Source organism: Leptotrichia sp. SK-5 (assembly GCF_055387215.1).
In genome coordinates this window covers 805,769-822,895 of sequence record NZ_AP028931.1, presented here as the reverse complement: position 1 = coordinate 822,895, position 17,127 = coordinate 805,769, and the positions used below count along the sequence as shown (strand labels likewise).

At 31.4% G+C, this 17,127-nt stretch carries 13 protein-coding genes, 1 tRNA gene and 1 pseudogene; 3 read left to right on the top strand and 12 right to left on the bottom strand.

Annotated features, from left to right (window positions below; all coding sequences use genetic code 11):
* Positions 1–59: 59 nt before the first annotated feature.
* A tRNA-Leu gene (locus tag ACZ5B9_RS04120) sits at positions 60–143 on the bottom strand.
* 182 nt (positions 144–325) lie between these two features.
* On the opposite strand from ACZ5B9_RS04120, the gene pfkB reads away from it, so the two are divergent.
* Together pfkB and ACZ5B9_RS04110 are read left to right on the top strand one after the other, a co-directional pair.
* Positions 326–1,243, top strand: a complete 918-nt coding sequence (pfkB, locus tag ACZ5B9_RS04115; protein ID WP_006804823.1) for a 1-phosphofructokinase — start codon at positions 326–328, stop codon at positions 1,241–1,243.
* Positions 1,244–1,381: 138 nt separating this feature from the next.
* Positions 1,382–3,334, top strand: a pseudogene (locus ACZ5B9_RS04110) (PTS fructose transporter subunit IIABC).
* Between the two features lie 173 nt (positions 3,335–3,507).
* Here ACZ5B9_RS04110 and ACZ5B9_RS04105 read toward each other — a convergent pair.
* From ACZ5B9_RS04105 to ACZ5B9_RS04065, 9 genes are all read right to left on the bottom strand, one after another.
* Complete coding sequence (locus tag ACZ5B9_RS04105; RefSeq protein ID WP_464423470.1) at positions 3,508–4,842, bottom strand: hypothetical protein; 1,335 nt, start codon at positions 4,840–4,842, stop codon at positions 3,508–3,510.
* 201 nt (positions 4,843–5,043) lie between these two features.
* A complete protein-coding gene (locus ACZ5B9_RS04100; RefSeq protein ID WP_464423469.1) occupies positions 5,044–5,403 on the bottom strand; it encodes a YbaN family protein in 360 nt (119 codons plus the stop codon).
* 28 nt (positions 5,404–5,431) lie between these two features.
* A complete protein-coding gene (locus ACZ5B9_RS04095; RefSeq protein ID WP_464423468.1) occupies positions 5,432–5,947 on the bottom strand; it encodes a flavodoxin family protein in 516 nt (171 codons plus the stop codon).
* On the bottom strand, positions 5,892–7,244 hold the full coding sequence (locus tag ACZ5B9_RS04090) for a radical SAM protein (protein ID WP_464423467.1): 1,353 nt from the start codon (positions 7,242–7,244) through the stop codon (positions 5,892–5,894). Before ACZ5B9_RS04090 ends, ACZ5B9_RS04095 begins: the two co-directional genes overlap by 56 nt.
* An 18-nt stretch (positions 7,245–7,262) precedes the next feature.
* Positions 7,263–8,042, bottom strand: a complete 780-nt coding sequence (locus ACZ5B9_RS04085; RefSeq protein WP_464423466.1) for a DUF2470 domain-containing protein — start codon at positions 8,040–8,042, stop codon at positions 7,263–7,265.
* Between the two features lie 44 nt (positions 8,043–8,086).
* A complete protein-coding gene (locus tag ACZ5B9_RS04080; RefSeq protein WP_464423465.1) occupies positions 8,087–8,938 on the bottom strand; it encodes an ABC transporter substrate-binding protein in 852 nt (283 codons plus the stop codon).
* A 26-nt stretch (positions 8,939–8,964) separates the two neighbouring features.
* On the bottom strand, positions 8,965–9,765 hold the full coding sequence (locus ACZ5B9_RS04075; RefSeq protein WP_464423464.1) for an ABC transporter ATP-binding protein: 801 nt from the start codon (positions 9,763–9,765) through the stop codon (positions 8,965–8,967).
* A gap of 1 nt (position 9,766) precedes the next feature.
* Positions 9,767–10,747: a FecCD family ABC transporter permease gene (locus ACZ5B9_RS04070; protein WP_464423911.1), complete on the bottom strand. Its 981-nt coding sequence runs from the start codon at positions 10,745–10,747 to the stop codon at positions 9,767–9,769.
* 409 nt (positions 10,748–11,156) lie between these two features.
* Positions 11,157–13,115, bottom strand: coding sequence for a TonB-dependent receptor (locus tag ACZ5B9_RS04065; protein WP_464423463.1), 1,959 nt, complete (start codon positions 13,113–13,115; stop codon positions 11,157–11,159).
* Between the two features lie 183 nt (positions 13,116–13,298).
* On the opposite strand from ACZ5B9_RS04065, the gene ACZ5B9_RS04060 reads away from it, so the two are divergent.
* Positions 13,299–13,802 (top strand): flavin reductase, encoded by a 504-nt coding sequence (locus ACZ5B9_RS04060; RefSeq protein ID WP_021770184.1) that lies wholly within the window; start codon positions 13,299–13,301, stop codon positions 13,800–13,802.
* 182 nt (positions 13,803–13,984) lie between these two features.
* Here the strand turns inward: ACZ5B9_RS04060 and ACZ5B9_RS04055 are convergent, their stop codons facing one another.
* Positions 13,985–15,583, bottom strand: a complete 1,599-nt coding sequence (locus ACZ5B9_RS04055) for a PAS domain-containing protein (protein ID WP_464423462.1) — start codon at positions 15,581–15,583, stop codon at positions 13,985–13,987.
* 292 nt (positions 15,584–15,875) lie between these two features.
* A complete protein-coding gene (locus ACZ5B9_RS04050) occupies positions 15,876–17,021 on the bottom strand; it encodes a 5-methyltetrahydropteroyltriglutamate--homocysteine S-methyltransferase (RefSeq protein ID WP_464423461.1) in 1,146 nt (381 codons plus the stop codon).
* Positions 17,022–17,127 lie beyond the last annotated feature (106 nt).

Sequence of the window (17,127 nt, the reverse complement as noted above, 5' to 3'; positions counted from 1 at the left end):
AAAATTATTGAAAAAAATATTTTTTAAAATACCCCTATACAAAATTTCATTTAAATAAATGGTGCGAATGATGGGACTTGAACCCATACGGCTACTGCCACTACCCCCTCAAGATAGCGTGTCTACCATTCCACCACACTCGCATAATTTTATTTCATCTTATAGATATAAAAAATTAATTTACTTTTTCAACAACCAAATTTATTATACATAGAAATTTCTAAATTGTCAATCAGAAAAAATATACAATTAATTAATTTGACATTTTAAGTCTCAAATGATATAAATAAATGGGAAATAATGTTTAATTTTAAGGAGGAAAATTATGATTTACACATTGACATTGAATCCAGCATTGGATTATGACATGTATCTGAAAAATGACTTACAGGCTGAACATCTGAATCTTGCCCATGAAGTTAATTACAGAGCTGGTGGAAAAGGAATTAATGTTTCAAAAGTATTGAAAAATCTGGATGTGGAATCTACAGCAATCGGCTTTGTGGCTGGATTTGTTGGAGATTTTATTATTAGAGATTTGCAAAAAGATAACATTAAATCTGAATTTGTGGAACTTGAAGGAAATACTAGAATTAATGTAAAAGTTAATGGAAACGACAAGGAAACCGAACTTACGGGAGTTTCACCAGAAATTACATCTGAAAAATTGCAGGAACTGACTAGTAAAATTTCTGATTTGAAAGATGGAGATATTCTTGTACTTTCAGGAAGCATCCCTGCTTCAGTTAGCAGTAAAATTTACAAAGAATTATCTGAAAATGTAAAAGCCAATGTGGAAATTGTGCTTGACACAAGAGGAAATTTACTGCAGGACAATATTCACAACAACCTTTTTGTAAAACCAAACATTCACGAACTAAGGGAAATGTTTAACGAAAAATTGGAAACAAAAGCTGAAATTGTGGAAAAATGTAAATTCTTTTTGGACAAAGGTGTAAAAAATGTTATTCTTTCCAGAGGTGGCGAAGGTGCATTGCTTGTAAACAAGGACTTTGTACTGGAAGCATCGGTTCCAAAAGGACAGCTAATTAATTCAATCGGAGCGGGAGACTCTATGGTTGCAGGATTTATTGCTGGATTTGTAAAAGGGCTTTCTCCAGAAGATTCATTTAGGCTGGCAGTCGCTTCGGGAAGTGCAACAGCTTATTCTTACGGACTTGCAGAAAAAGATTTAGTAAATAAATTATACAGCGAAATTGAAATTACAAAAGAAACTTTCTAAAATAAACTTAAATCAATAAAAATCAAATTTCAATTTGAGTAAAATAATGATGATTTTTGAATCGAATTTTAAAGTGGTTTTATTATGTTAAATACAAAAATAAATTTAAAAAATAAAATTAATAAGGATGGTATAAATATGAAAATATCAGATTTACTGATTAAAGATAGAATAAATCTGGATGTAAAATCTACAAATAAAGTAGACATTATAAAAGAACTTGCAAAATTGCATGAAAAAACAGGTGTCTTAAATGACTATGACGGCTATGTCAAGGCATTGATGACAAGAGAGGAACAAAGTTCAACTGGAATTGGGGAAGGAATCGCGATTCCGCATGCGAAAACAGAATTTGTAAAAAAACCTGCACTTGCTATGGGTAGAAAACCTGAAGGGATCGACTACGACTCATTAGATGGAGAGCCTGCGACACTTTTCTTTATGATTGCGGCTCCAGATGGTGCGAATAACACTCATATCGAAACACTTGCAAGATTATCACAGTTATTGCTAGATGATGATTTTAAAGCGGCACTAGAAAATGCAAAAACTGCTGACGAAGTATTGGATATTATTAACAAGGCTGAAGCAGAAAAATTTGCAGAAGAAGAAAAGAAAGAAACAGCACCTGCACAGACTTCATCAGATGAAAATGCTCCTTACATAATCGCAGCAACAGCCTGCCCAACAGGAATTGCCCACACTTATATGGCGGCAGAAGCACTTAAAAAAGCAGCTGATGAAATGGGAGTAAACATAAAAGTTGAAACAAACGGTGCTGATGGAAGAAAAAATGTCTTAACTGATGAAGATATAAAAAAAGCAACTGGTGTAATTTTAGCAATTAACAGAAATATTGAAGTCAACAGATTTGACGGTAAACCATTAATTCAAGTGGAGGCAAAGTAAGGTATTAACAACGCAAAAGCATTAATTCAGCAAGTTTTAGATGGAAAAGCCCCTGTTTTCCATGCAAGCGGTTCTTCTACAGCTTCTTCTGAAGAATCTTCATCTGAGAAAAAAGGACTTTACAAACACTTATTAAGCGGAGTTTCTTATATGCTTCCATTAGTAATAAGTGGAGGTATCTTGATTGCGTTGGCATTTTTGGTTGATACCTTGGCAGGAAAAGGAAATGCAGAAAGCCTTGCTAAATCTGTAAATACTGATGACCCTAGACAGATTTACGGTTCAATTACAACATTAGCATACATACTGAAAGTTCAAATTGGAGGCGTTGCATTTGATTTATTTATACCTGTTCTAGGAGGATATATAGCATACAGCATAAGTGAAAGAGCAGGGCTTACAGCAGGATTAGTTGCAGGAGCAATGGCAAAAGCTGGAGGTTCAGGTTTCTTAGGGGCGTTAGCTGGAGGTTTCTTAGCTGGTTATGTAGTTAAATTTTTAGTAAAAGCATTAGCAAACTTGCCAAAATCATTAAATGGATTAAAAATGATCTTGTTTTATCCTGTTTTATCTGTTTTAATGACAGGTCTAGGTATGGTTTTAGTATTAAATCCGATAGTTTCAATAATAAATACAGGATTAAATAACTGGCTTACTTCAATGAGTGGAGCAAGTGCAGCATTGCTAGGATTGATTTTAGGCGGAATGATGGCAATAGATATGGGAGGTCCTGTAAATAAAGCAGCTTATGTATTTGGTGTAGGTTCTCTGGCAGCAACATTGTCTTCTGGCGGAAGTATTCCAATGGCGGCAGTTATGGCTGGAGGAATGGTGCCACCTATCGCAATTGCATTAGCATCGACATTATTTAAAAATAAATTTACTGAGCAGGAAAGAGAAGCTGGACTGTCAAATTATGTAATGGGATTATCATTTATTACAGAAGGTGCAATTCCTTATGCGGCGGCAGATCCGAAAACAATTATTCCAGCAAGTGTTGTAGGTTCAGCAATTGCAGGAGGATTAACAGGTTTATTCAACATAAAAATACCTGCTCCACATGGTGGAATTTTAGTAATGGTATTAAGCAATAACTTCTTATTATACTTAGTAGCAGTTATTATTGGAAGTATCATTTCAGCTCTTATATTAGGAGCATTAAAACCTGTTATAAAAGACTAAAATTTAAATATATTTTATAATAAATAACAAAAAACCGTCTTATTTGATTAATTCATTTAAAACGGTTTTTTCTATTTTAAGTAATAATAATTTTAAAACTAATCTTAATACCAAATGTTCCGACGGATTAGTTTATGGTAGACTCTGTTTAAAAAGTGAAAATTATATTTTAATTATTTGAAAATATTAGGTTTTCTTTTTTTCTCATTTTCAAATAACATCTTTATCGTATTCATATTTTCCTCTTCATAATTTATTTCCAAAACTTCCTTAATTTCATTTCCAAAATAAATCATTTTTGCCTTATCCATTATTGCCTTTGTTAGTTCAAAAATATTATTCTGTGTCAAAATCTTCTCTGCCATCTCAAAACTTTCCAGACTGTTTAAATGTGAATCAAATGCCATTTCAATCATTGCTAGTGCATATCCTAAATCTGCAGAGTTTTTTAAATATTTAAAATAGTTATTCTGTAAATTTGTTTCTGTTTCAGAAAATTTTTGACTTTGCAGTTTTGAAAGTTTATAGAAAGATTTATAATTGTCATTTTTTGAAGATATTTCGTACCATTTTATCGCATCGTAAAGATTGTTTTCGTGTTCACTGTACTTTCCAAGCTGATAAGATGTTTCTGATCGTATTTGTTTCAGAAAATTATTTTTAAAAATCCTTTTTAGTTTTTCATATTTATCAAATTCTGCAAATTTTCCATAATATTTAGCCAGTTCTACATTCCCATATTCACTATATTCAATTGATTTTTTATAAAATTTTTCTGCTTTTTCTATTTCCCCCAATTTCTCAAGATTTTTAGCGTTTTCCACAAACTTTATATATTCCCTGCTCTTTTCATCTCCAAGCATACATTCAACATTGTATAAAATTTCTTTTGTTAAATACAAAATTTGGCTTTCATTCAGCAGTTTATTCTGAATTTCCTTTATTTTTTCAGCATCATTTCTCCAAAAATAATATTTGGCAAATTCATATAGATTTTTAGCACTCTCGCCGTATTGCAGCAAATAATAAAAATATCCATCTATTGCCCAGAAATTTTGTTCTCTTATCGCAAAATAAAACAGCTTCATAACAGACTTCTCAGAAAAATTAAAACTGGTAACATACCAGTTTCTAGCTAAATTCACATTCCCGCTCTCTTCTTCCAGCCGCCCTAAATAATATCCAGACTTCACAATCCCGTTTTCAAACGCAATATACAAATTGCTCTCTGCCTTGCTCAAATCCCCTTCACAGAAGTAATAATACTTCCCAAGCTCATAATATCCCATCCGATGAAGCCCCTTCATCTCTTCCAGAATATTTTTTGCTTTCTCAAATTCTCCCCTTTTTATAAAATCATTTACTTTCTTAATATTCTGATTGTACTCAAAAACATTCTTTTTTTCATCTACCACACTTTTTGTCTTTCTTTCCAATTCCTCCAAAGTCCGAATATTCACAAAAATATTTCCAAGTCTTTGATTTATCCCCTTTAAATAATTTTTCATTTCTTTATTTTCCTCATTTTTTATTTACTAATTTTTTTGTTATTATATCATATTTTAAAAAAATTTATTCATTAAATATTCAAGTAAATAGTCTTTATTTGCAAGTTTTATTTTAAGTTTTTTTAGTTAATAATTTTTATTTCTTAAATTTTACTTTTTTAGGTTATTTTAAGCAATGAAAACAAAAGCTTTTTCTTTTCTTTAAAATTTTGTTTTTATTTTAAAAATAAAATAGTAATATTTAAAAACTTCCAGCAAAACAAATGTACCTCTTACATAAGGATTATTAAATTTAATTATTGGAAATAGCATCATTCCGCTTGAAAAAAGTAATATTCCTATTTTGGCCTTTAAACTCATACTTCTGTTTTTTTGAAAGTCTTCCAGATGGTTTTTATACAGCTTTGTTGATTTGAACCATTTGTCAAATCGCCTTGAGCCTTTTGCAAAGCAGAAGCTAGCTAATAATAAAAGTGGTGTCGTCGGCAACCCTGGCAGAAAAACTCCTATAAATCCCAATGCTACTGCCAGTAATCCTGCAATTACATAAATTATTTTCATAATTTGTCCCCTTTTTTTATTCTTAATTCTACAATCCTTCAAATATTCTCTTAGCATTTTCAATATCCTTTTCGTCTGGATGTTTTGCCGCTTCTGCCCATCTGGCTTCTCTCTCTGGAGTAACTGCAAAAGGCCCTGCTATACCTTGTTTTGTCATTTCACGAAATTTATTTATTAGATTGGGATCAATCGCACCTTGACATACAAATATTTTTTCTACAATGTTTCCATTTTTTTCCAATGATTTTTTTATTTCCTGAAAGCAGTTTTTTGCTCTGTCTGTTTCTGGATTTCCACCCATTGTTACAAAAAGTCCAAGTTTTTTATTTTTTAGCTTAGTCACAAATTCTTTGGCTTTTTCATCAATTTCTCCTTTATCAATCCAGCCACCAATAATAATTTTCTCAAATTCATTCATATTTACAGTCTTTATTTCGTTCACATCTACTATTTTTTTATCTGTATCCTTTAAGGCTGAAAAAATGGCATCAGCTATTTTTCTTGTGTTTCCTGTTGATGTGGAAAAGACTACTAGGCTTGACATCCTTTACACCTCCTAAACATTTTTTTAATATTGTTGCACTTATGTTGTTTCCCCAGAAAATTCCTTCTGGCGTGAGCTCTGTGTGAGTTTCATGAATTTTCAAGTATCCTTTTTTTTCAAAATTTTCAAGAATCTTATAAATTTCATTAAACATTTCATCGGAAACATATTCTTTCAATTTATCAAAATAAATTTTCGGATACTGTAAAAGTCCACTTATTCGTTTCATCTTCATTTCATTTTCATCTGAAGAAATCGCATAAAATGCGTTGTCCTGACTCAATCTGAAAATTTCAAAATTATCAATTTTCCCGCCTGCACCTACTCCAATCGGCAGAATATCCTTCCCTTGATGTGTATTTCTTATATATCTATACTCATCCCTTCCTTTTCTGACAATTTTTGTATGCTCCATCACTTCATATTCTCTATTTTCAAGCATACTTTTGAGAAAAGCGTCATGCAGTTCAAAATCCTTTTTCAGTTCATAATTCAGCTCCAGCGTGTTATTTCGTATATCCTTAGACATTTGAGAGCCTTCGTAAATCATAAGCGAATAAAAACTTGTGCTGTCAATTTTGAGCTCCTTCACGATTCTCGCATCTTCCAGCACTTCCTCAACTGTTTCATCAGGATAATTATAAATTATATCAGTACAAACCATTCCACTAAAACTCTCTTTAAGATTTCTCAATCTTTTTACCGTTTCCTCCTTTGAAAAAGTCCTGTTCAGAATCTTCCTTCCTCTGTCAGAAAAAGTCTGAATTCCAACACTTAGCCGATTTACTCCGCCTTTTTCCAGAATTTTTATTTTCTTTGGATTCAAGTTATGCAATGTTGTTTCAAATGTAAATTCACAGTCGTCCGTTAACGTAAAGTTATTATTTATAGCCTTTAAAATTCGTTCCAGCTGGTGTTCCTTATAAATAGTCGGTGTTCCACCACCAAAGAAAATTACATTTATTTTTTTGCTTTTCATATAAGGTGTTTTTCCGTATTTTTCAAATTCTGAAACAAGAAAATTTGTGTAATCTTCCAAATCATTGTCAATCTGCTTTCGGTTCAAGTTGCAAAATGAACAGATTTTATCACAATATGGAGTATGGACGTAAATTGTTCCAAGTTCATTTTCCGCAGGTTTCTGCATTCTTTCCAGCAGTTCCGCTTCTGTTCCAAATTTCTTATTTTTCCTGAAATAATCCGATACGATTCCCGCCGAATCGTTATGTGACTTAAACCTTTTTGGGAAAATTCCCTGCTCCTCCAAATTTGGTTCTGAAATTTTACCTTTTTTCATTTCCTTTGGCATTTCTTTTCAGCTGTTTTCTGACGCTCCCAACATAACTTCCACAACTCTTCTATTCTTTGTAATATCAAAAGCCTGTCTAGGTCCTTTTACATATCTTCCGCTTATTAATTTTGCTTTTACCAAATGAAAAATTGGCACGTTTCTAGTCATTTGTATTGAAAAGTCATTTTTCTGAAATTCGTCCAAAATTTCGTTATAGTAATCATTTTTTTCTAAAAACTGAATTTCTACATTGTATGTAACTCTTTGTCTCATTGATGGAACCATTGCCTGTACTTCATCCTGAATAAACAGCAAACTTGCTTTCCCATTTTTCTTAAAATTTTCAAAATAAACTTCTGTTTCATTAATATACAGATAACTGTCCCCATGATACTTAAAAAATGGTGCATAACTTGCATTCGGCTCTCCTTCTTCCGACACAGTTCCAATTATAACCGATTTGAAATTTCCAATAAAATCACTTATTTCCATTTTCATTTTTTCTTCTTCCTGATGCCCTTTATCCTTATAATGCTCAGGTGCAGGAACATTCAAGGCTCTTCTTGCAATCTTTGCCATCTTTATCATTTCCAAATGAATCCCTTTAAAATCAGTCTTTTTCGTAAATTCAATGTTAACTCTCTCATTTCCGTTTACAAGCAAAGTCATCCCCTCTTCATTCACATCAATCAGTTTTGCTTCCTTCACATCTTCTCTCTTGCAAAAATGCCTTACATACAAAGGCAAAACATCTCCATGATCGTTATTCATATGATCCAAAATTCTTTCTATGCTTATATCCATTTTTCACTCCTTCTATTTTGATTTAACAAATTTTCCTCAAAGTATTACTTTGTAACTGCTTTTGCAATTTCTTCAATCTGATCAATAGTTCTTGGCGAACCTCTTAAAATTTGTGATGAATTTACAACAATAAATTTGCTGTTTTTTATTGCATTCACATTTTTTAACTGTGGATTTGTAGCCACAATTTGAGATGGATTTGGTAATAATGTAATTATCATGTCTGGATTTTCCTTTATTATAAATTCAGGCGTTACAATTGGATTTCTCCCCTTCTGATTTTCTGCGATATTCTTAATATTCAACAATTTCATTATATCATTTGGTAAATTATCGTTTCCAAACACCATAAGCGGTGAAGCTGACATAACAAACAGCCCTTTTTTATTGATCGCTGCCATCTTTTTAATTTCTTCCAGCTTTGCTCTTTTTTCAGCAATTATTTTATTTGCTTCATTTTCTTTCCCCAGCATTTTTGCTACTTCCATAAAATTGGTAAATATTTCTTCTATCGAATTTGCCTGAATTCTTTTTGCTTCAATGTTATTTGATTTAAGCCCATTATTAAGGTTGTCATCTGTAAGAGCTGACGTTATAACCAAATCAGGCTTTAAGACAATTATTCTTTCAAGCGACGGCTTCATAAAAGTTCCCACGCTCTCAAGTTTTGCAACCTTTTCTTCAGGCCATACCTTTGAACGCTCCAAATTAGCAACTCCCACGATTTTATCTTCTGCTCCAAGCATATAAATCATTTCAACAGCCGCAGGATCCAGCACAACAATCCTGTTATATTTTTTATTTTCCCCCTTTTTACTTTCAGCATTTTTCTTTGCACAAGAAATTATAAACATTGAAATAATTAGCAATGTCAAACAAAAAGAGTTTTTCATCATTTTTTCATTTTTCCAATCCTTTCCTATTAAATTTTTTTAGGTATTACATACAAAAGTCCATTATTTTCTACAATTTCACATTCAAATCCATAAATTTCAGAAAAAACTTCCTTTTTGTAAAGCTCCTTTGGACTCCCTGAATATGCAATTTTTCCATCCTTTAAAAACATCACATTATCACAGTACATCGAAGCCAGGTTCAAATCATGTAAAACCATCACAGCCGTAATCTTTTTCTCTTTCACAAAATCCGATGTAAGCTTCATAATTTCAAGAGCATAATTCATATCCAATGCAGAAGTCGGCTCATCCAGTAAAACAATCCTCGTTTCCTGCACTAATGCCCTTGCCAGCAGAACACGTTGAAATTCTCCATCCGAAAGTGAAAAAATCGATCTGTCCCTAAATTTTTCAAGCCGCAACTTTTCCAAAATCTCATTTACCTTCCGCTCATCTTCCTTATCAAACCCAATCCATTTATTCTTAATATGTGGCGTACGTCCCATATAAATCATTTCGATTACACTTATCGGGATATTCAAAGCCGACTTTTGAGGAACAAAACTTATTATTTTTGCCATTTCCTTAGGGCTATACAAACTGATATTTTTGTCAGAAATCTCAATATTCCCCGTTTCTATCGGAAAATATTTCAAAATCATTTTCAAAAGTGTCGATTTCCCACTCCCATTTGCACCAAGAATCCCGACAAATTCACCTTTTTTTATATTTATATTTAATCCATCAATTATCTTTTTTTGGGAATTATCATAATTAAAACTTACATTTTTTATCGAAATTTCTGAATTATTATTTCCAATACTCATCTTATCCACCTTTTTTCCTTCTTATCGCCAAATATAGAAAAAATGGTGCTCCAAAAAATGAAGTTACCACTCCTATCGGAATTTCCGTCGGTGCCAAAATTGTACGTCCAATCGTATCACAAATCAGCAAAAACAGCCCTCCACCCAATGTTGCTAAAGGCAGTAGCTTAGTATTACTTCCACTTTTTAGCACAAGCCTTACCGTATGTGGTGCAATCAGCCCAACAAATCCTATCATTCCAGTAAATGCCACAGAAAAACCGACAATCAGTGCCGAAACAATCAATAAATTTCTTTTCAGCCCATCAACGTTCACTCCAAGCGAATGTGCCTCTTCATCCCCGTTCATTAGCAAATCCATCTCATATCTTTTCAAATAAAAATAAACAACAGAAACTACAAGCGGTATCATAAGAACTCCGATTTTCAGCCAAGAAGCACTTCCCATATATCCCATCATCCACGTTACTATTCTAAAGGAATCCTGCCCAATCAAATACATGCTGAACGACGTAAATGCCCCTAAAAAAGACGAAATCGCAATCCCAACAATTAAAAGCACCGCCACATCCGTCTTAGTCCTGCTTCTCGAAATTCTAAAAATTATCAACGCCACGATAACCGATACAATAAATCCACAAATTCCATACATAACATCAGGAAAATTAAAGATATATGCAATAACCGCTCCAAGCGTAGCACTAGCCGAAATACCAATTATATAAGGATCCGCCAACGGATTCTGAAAAACCGACTGCACAACCGTCCCCGAACTAGCAAGCAACATCCCAATCAGCACCGCCATAATAATTCTCGGCAACCTCACATTAAATATTATCGATTTTACAGATTCATCCCTCATTTTCACGCCTAAAAAACTTCTAAATATATCTTTTGCCGAAATATTCACAGTTCCTATTTTCAAAGACAAAAATGCCACTACAATTATAAAAATTATTAATACCAAATATATTTTCCACATATTTTTATCAATTTTTATATATTTCTTTTTCTTATTTTGAATTTTCATATTTTACTTTAATCCTTGTCCATAAGTTAAAAGTTTTTATAAATATTTTTTCTATAAACAAAATTAATCATATTTTTATTATAATAACAACTATTGCAATACAAACTAATTTCCAAGCAAAATTTCGTTAAAAGAAAAATAGTTGTTTGAGCTTTTGAAATAACTTTTATTGCGAAAGAGGGCATGGCGTCTGATGCCCTTACGTTAAAAAGAAATTATAAATATAAACGAAAAAATAATTATTAACTAAAATATTTTAAAACTTAGTATAATAACTTATATAAAAAATTTATTTATAAAATACAGCCAAACAACTTTATAACAATTGCTTGACTGCCACTTTCCATATTTAAAATTATTTTTAGAAGTTGTAACTTACACCGACATAATATGTTCTTTCAGCTTCAGGAATGTAACTATTTCCGTTTTTATATTTATAGTATTTTTTGTCAAATACATTTTTAACTCCTGCTTGTACACCTAACCCTGTTCTATGAGCATAATTTACCCCTAAATCTGTTGTAGAATAACCTTTTATTTTTTCATAGTTTTCATCTACAGAATTTGAGAAGTAATTCAGATCGGCTGTTAGGTTTAATCCTGTCAGGATTTCATAATTTGCTCCTAAAGTTGCTTTTGTTTTTGATACATAAGGAATTTTTTTATTTTTGTCTGTACCTTTGCTAATTTTAGCATCCACATAAGAAACTGATTCATTTACTCTAAATGATCCAAAATATTGTTCTGCAAACAACTCTACTCCTTTTCTTTCTGTTTCCTGCAAGTTTTTATATGTCCAACTTACTCCATGTCCCACCATATTTATAAGAATTTCATCATTTTTCTTAGTGTAAAATCCTGTTAGGCTCACAAACGATGGTCCAATCATATCTTTAATACCGATTTCATAAGTATCATATTTTTCAGATTTTAAATTATTTAGAGTATAACCTTGTATAGGAGATTTGTCAGCCATTTCTGTAGGACTTGGTGATCTGTATCCTCTTTCATATTTTGCATAAACATTTCCAGTATCAGAATATTTAAAGTTCAATCCTGCTTCATAAGCACTATTGTTCTTTTTAGTTTTTTTATCTATAGTATTTGTTCTATCATTTCTATAAATATTATAATCTGCATGTTCATATCTATAACCTAAAATTCCGTCTAATTTATCTGTAAACGAATGTTTTCCTTGAATAAAAGCTGAATGCGTATCTTTTTTCAAATCAATATCTGTTTTTGACATTATACTATAAGAATGTCTATTAGATTTATTCTTTATATATTCATATCCAAAAATAATATTCCCCAAAGAATAATCATATTTTCCCTTTAAATCAATTCCATTTTTTGTATCTTTAAAAAATCCATCTGTTTTTAAAATCATTCCTCTCATAAGTGTGGCTATATCATAATCTCTAATAGTTTTTTGATTATATCCTAATAATGAAAAAGTTAAATTATTAGTAGGCTTAATTTCATAGTTTAAAGTATATTCTGTTCTATTCAAATTTGAATCAGTTTTTTCACTTCCAGGCGCTTTTCGGTCTCTATCCAGCTGTACTTTAGTTATACCACCTGTTTCTTTTGATTCTTCCTTATATTTTGTTGCTCTAAATCTCAATGTCTGATTATCAGTGATATTATATGTAAATCCACCTCTCAAATTTTCTCCATCTCTTTTGTCTCCACGTCTATACCCATTTCCATTAACATTTTCATATGCCAAGTCTAGCAAGAAATTATCTGTAAACTTGATACTTGTTCCAAATCCAAACTTATTTGTTTCAAAAGAGCTGTTTTGATAGTAAACTTTATTTTTTACAGGTTCTTCCTGAGTTTTTTTAGTAATAATGTTTATTACTCCTCCAGCAGTTCCACTACCATAAAGCACAGTCCCTCCACCATTAATAATTTCTATTTTTTCAATATCTTCCACTGGAACAGAATTTAAAGGTAAAATAGCATGCGACATATCAAGTATGTTTAAAGGCGAACCATCCACAAGAACTTTTACATTTTTCGCAGCTCCTTGAACCCCCTGCCCTCTAACATCAACAATATATCCAAAAGCATTATTTACAAAATTAACGCCTGGAGTCCGTCTTAATATTTCCTCTACAGTGTTATATCCCTTATTGTGTATATCCTGAGCCGTTACAACTGTCGTATTCTTAATTTGATTACTTTGAATATCATCAAATCCCGTAGCTGTAACAATTGATTCTTCTAATTTAACATTAAACGTATCATTATCATCCCCAAACGCCATTATTCCAACCACAATAAAACTTAAAATCGCTAATTTTTTTAACATGTTTTCCTCCTCATTCCTGTGTATTAAATTCTTTAATTTCAGTTAATTTTTTCTCCAAAAATACTTTGATTATAAAAATATTTTACTACAAAATATTATTTGTGTCAATATTTACTTTTTAAAAAAATATGTTATAATAAAAATACCTTAAAAATCTATAAAAAAATTACGGAGGTGTTAGAAATGGGATTTCACGAAATAAAAATTCAGGATTTTAATTTAAATCCATTCACAAGTACAGGTAAAGACTGGAGTCTTGTCACGGCGGGAGATGAGAATGGGATAAATACAATGACTGTCACGTGGGGAATGATGGGCTATCTTTGGCGAGGTCCTGTTATTTCAGTTTATATAAGACCTACAAGATATACTAAAAAATTTGTAGACGAGCAAAATTGTTTTTCTTTAAGTTTTTTTAATGGTTATAAAAAGGAACTTCACGTACTTGGACTGAAATCAGGAAGAGATGTAGACAAAATCGCAGAAGTTGGATTTAATCCAATATTCTTAGATGGTGTTCCTGCATTTGAAGAAGCAAAATTAGTTATTGTAGCTGAAAAATTATATATAGATGATATAAAACCTGAAAACTTCATAGATAAGAGCATACCTGAAAAACTATACACAAAGGAAGATCCTCATATAGTTTATACAGGAAGAGTAAAGAAAATATACGTAAAAGACTGATTTTTATTATCTGCATAAATAATTACAATTAAAGGGAAACTCTTAAATTGAGTCCCTTTTTTTATTAAAAGAAATTTCTTAGAAATGTTGTGAGATAACACATATGTTGAAAGAAATCAAAAAAGTATCTGAATGATATTGTCAAACAGATACTTTTTCTCTATTTTTAATAAATTTAAAACCTATTTATTCTCTTCTTCATCAATTTTAGCCTCTATCATCATAATCAAATAATCAAGTTCCAATTCCCCACGCATTGCAATCATTTGAAGAGTCGCTATTTTAGACATCATCATATACTGAATAGGATCTAAAAGTTTTTTGTATTCTGGAGAAATTAATGGCATATATTCCCTGATATAAGGATATTTTTTAACAATATCTCCTATTACAGTTTTTCCAGTCAAATTATACTTGCTTGTAAATACTTCTCCTGTTTCTTCTTTTTTCTCATCTTTGCCTTTATTTTCCCATGTTACAAGTCTTCTTTCCCCTGTTAGACTTCTAATTTTCGTAACATCCTGCATCATTTCCAGAACACCTTTAAACACGCCATTTTCATCTCTTACAGCCACATAATAGATATAAATGAATTTTCCACGCATTTCCAGCCAAAAATCAATCTCGTCCTGCTCTCCTTTTCTAAAAGCGTCTATTATTTCAAGTACCGAACTGACGCTTTCTCTTGGATGGCAATTTTTAACATCACGCCCTATAACTCCTGCACTTCTTGGAAAAACCCTATGTTTGGTATCTGTATAGAACTTCACAATTTCATTTTCATCCACAAAAGACAAGTCCACAGGCATATGCTGAAAAATAAGATTAATCTGTTCAAGCGTTAATTTCCCCTGCTTTACATCAAAAACTTCATTTTCTTTATTTTCGCTTCCCATATTATATTTTGCCATAAGACTTGCAAGGTCATTCATAAAGTTTCCAGCATTTTGATTATTCTGAACATCAGTTTCTGATTTTAGATTTTCCTCTTTTACAGACTGATTACTGTTGTCATCTTGTTTTTCTATGTTTTCAAGATAAAATCCAGTTGGTTTATCAATCAGGAAATATCCAATTTCATCATCTCCAGCACGCATTTGCTTAAATTCTTCTTCACTAATCATTTTCATCGAAGTTGGAAAAAGCACTTCCTCTTCCTTATGCATGATATCAAGCGTCAATTCCCATACATTTTCCTGTTTTTCCAAAAATTCTTCAATTTTATCGTTTTCAAGTAATTTATATGCTTCACTTATGCTATCTCTTACGTTATTATCAAAGCTCCACATTATTCTTGATGGACGGTCAAACCCTTTTTTTTCTAATATTGAAAATAATTGATGCTGTTTTCTTGCAAGATGGGTAGGATTAAATTGAGATAATTTTTCATAAAGTTCAAGCCATCTGTTCTTTATAAACTTTTTCCCAAACTCTTCTTTCATTTCCGCAATCAGCTTTCTAGCCGCTTCATTTTCCAAAATATACGTATTTATCGGATGTCCCTCAGGCAAGTCAAATTCATCCTTTACAATAATATCCTCAAAAAGTCCTAAAACATCATTCATCTTATCATGAACCGTATTATCATCAAATCCAAGTTCCTTAATTTTTTGCTCTGAATAAGCAAACTCACTTGCAGTCATCTTGTCAAAATTCTCTTTTATTAATTTTTTAGTAGTCTCAAAGTCAGTCTTTCCTTCAATATAATCTTTTTTTATTTGAGTCATTTTCTCAATTTTTTCAAGATCTAATTTCAGATAATTCTTCATATCCTGTGCCATAATAACCACCTTCTATTTTTTATAATCTTTTTTCAGCCAAATAAAACTTCTTTGTTAAAATTTAAAAACCAAATCTTATATAATTTTATTGTCTAAATAATACATACTGTTAACATTTTATATCAAATTTTTAAATTATAGCTATTTTTCTCAATTATTAGAAATATTTATTTTTGTTAATTTGACGTAAAAAAATTCAATTATATTTTGATTTTCAAACCTATTTTAACATATTTTCATAAAAAAAAGTGTGATAAACAACACACTTTTATAAATATAAATCAAATTATTATTAATTTTCTCCCCATACTTCATCTGAAATTTCTTTAATAAATCTAAGTTTTGCCCATTGCTCTTCTTCTGTAAGCCTATTTCCTTCCTCTGTTGAAGCAAATCCGCACTGTGGACTCAAATAAAGCCTGTCGAGCGGCACATATTTTGAAGCCTCTTTTATACGTGCAATTACACTTTCCTTTTCCTCTAATGTTGGATTTTTAGAAGTTATTAATCCCAAAACAACTTTTTTATCTCCAGAAACTTTTGCAAGTGATTCAAAAGTACCTGCTCTTTCTGTATCAAATTCCAAATAATAGGCATTTACATCTTCTTTCCCAAAAAGCTCATCTGCAATTTTATCATATCCGCCTTTCCCAAACCAGGTAGAAGCATAATTTCCACGGCAAACATGCGTATTAATTATCAAATCTTCTGGATTATTTTGAAATACCCTGTTGTTTATATTTAGAAATTTTTCTGCAAATTCTTGCCTAATAATTTCTTTATCCCTATCACTTTTTTCAATAAACGAAGCAATAAAGTCATCGTCTACAAGACAACCCCAAGTACAGTCATCAATTTGTAAAGTTCTAAGTCCTTCGTTATACAAGTCATTTATAACAGTTTTGTAGGCACTGACAATATCGTCTTCCAATCCTATAAAATCAGGATAAACTTTAAGAAGTGCTGCCACATGCTTATCTTCTCTTACTAATTCTGCATAAAATTGTGCTGGAGCAGGTATCGTAAATCTAGCTTCCACACCTTTTTTATCTTTTACTAAATCTCGCAAGAACGTATAATGCTTTACAAATGGATGATTTTCCCCACTAATCTTTCCAATAACAATCGCAGTATCATCACGGGTAACAACACCATTAAATTCATACCCCTTATCAGCATGCACATGCCCAATCCCATTAAATCCCCAGAAAAAGTCCAAATGCCAGTAACTTCGTCTAAATTCTCCATCTGTAACACTTGTATATCCTAATTCAATTTGTTTATCCACAATTTTTCTAATTTCCTCATCTTCAACTTTTTCCAATTTTTTCCTGTCAATTTTTCCCTTTTCAAAATCATTTCTAGCTTTTTTCAGTCTCTCAGTTCTCAAAAAGCTTCCTACAGTATCATGTCTATGAGGTGCATTTATTGTACACATATTATCAACTCCCTTATTTGTTATTCTTTTATGAAGTTATTATATACAAATATGTGCTTTCTGTAAAATACATTTATTTTTTAGTTTGTTATAACTTTTGTTTATA

What these genes read in the sequence shown, in the direction of transcription:
- pfkB (WP_006804823.1), top strand. Translation starts at nt 326, where the DNA reads ATGATTTACACATTGACATTGAATCCAGCATTGGATTATGACATGTAT.
- ACZ5B9_RS04105 (WP_464423470.1), bottom strand. Translation starts at nt 4,842, where the DNA reads ATGAAAAATTATTTAAAGGGGATAAATCAAAGACTTGGAAATATTTTT.
- ACZ5B9_RS04100 (WP_464423469.1), bottom strand. Translation starts at nt 5,403, where the DNA reads ATGAAAATAATTTATGTAATTGCAGGATTACTGGCAGTAGCATTGGGA.
- ACZ5B9_RS04095 (WP_464423468.1), bottom strand. Translation starts at nt 5,947, where the DNA reads ATGTCAAGCCTAGTAGTCTTTTCCACATCAACAGGAAACACAAGAAAA.
- ACZ5B9_RS04090 (WP_464423467.1), bottom strand. Translation starts at nt 7,244, where the DNA reads ATGAAAAAAGGTAAAATTTCAGAACCAAATTTGGAGGAGCAGGGAATT.
- ACZ5B9_RS04085 (WP_464423466.1), bottom strand. Translation starts at nt 8,042, where the DNA reads ATGGATATAAGCATAGAAAGAATTTTGGATCATATGAATAACGATCAT.
- ACZ5B9_RS04080 (WP_464423465.1), bottom strand. Translation starts at nt 8,938, where the DNA reads ATGATGAAAAACTCTTTTTGTTTGACATTGCTAATTATTTCAATGTTT.
- ACZ5B9_RS04075 (WP_464423464.1), bottom strand. Translation starts at nt 9,765, where the DNA reads ATGAGTATTGGAAATAATAATTCAGAAATTTCGATAAAAAATGTAAGT.
- ACZ5B9_RS04070 (WP_464423911.1), bottom strand. Translation starts at nt 10,747, where the DNA reads ATGTGGAAAATATATTTGGTATTAATAATTTTTATAATTGTAGTGGCA.
- ACZ5B9_RS04065 (WP_464423463.1), bottom strand. Translation starts at nt 13,115, where the DNA reads ATGTTAAAAAAATTAGCGATTTTAAGTTTTATTGTGGTTGGAATAATG.
- ACZ5B9_RS04060 (WP_021770184.1), top strand. Translation starts at nt 13,299, where the DNA reads ATGGGATTTCACGAAATAAAAATTCAGGATTTTAATTTAAATCCATTC.
- ACZ5B9_RS04055 (WP_464423462.1), bottom strand. Translation starts at nt 15,583, where the DNA reads ATGGCACAGGATATGAAGAATTATCTGAAATTAGATCTTGAAAAAATT.
- ACZ5B9_RS04050 (WP_464423461.1), bottom strand. Translation starts at nt 17,021, where the DNA reads ATGTGTACAATAAATGCACCTCATAGACATGATACTGTAGGAAGCTTT.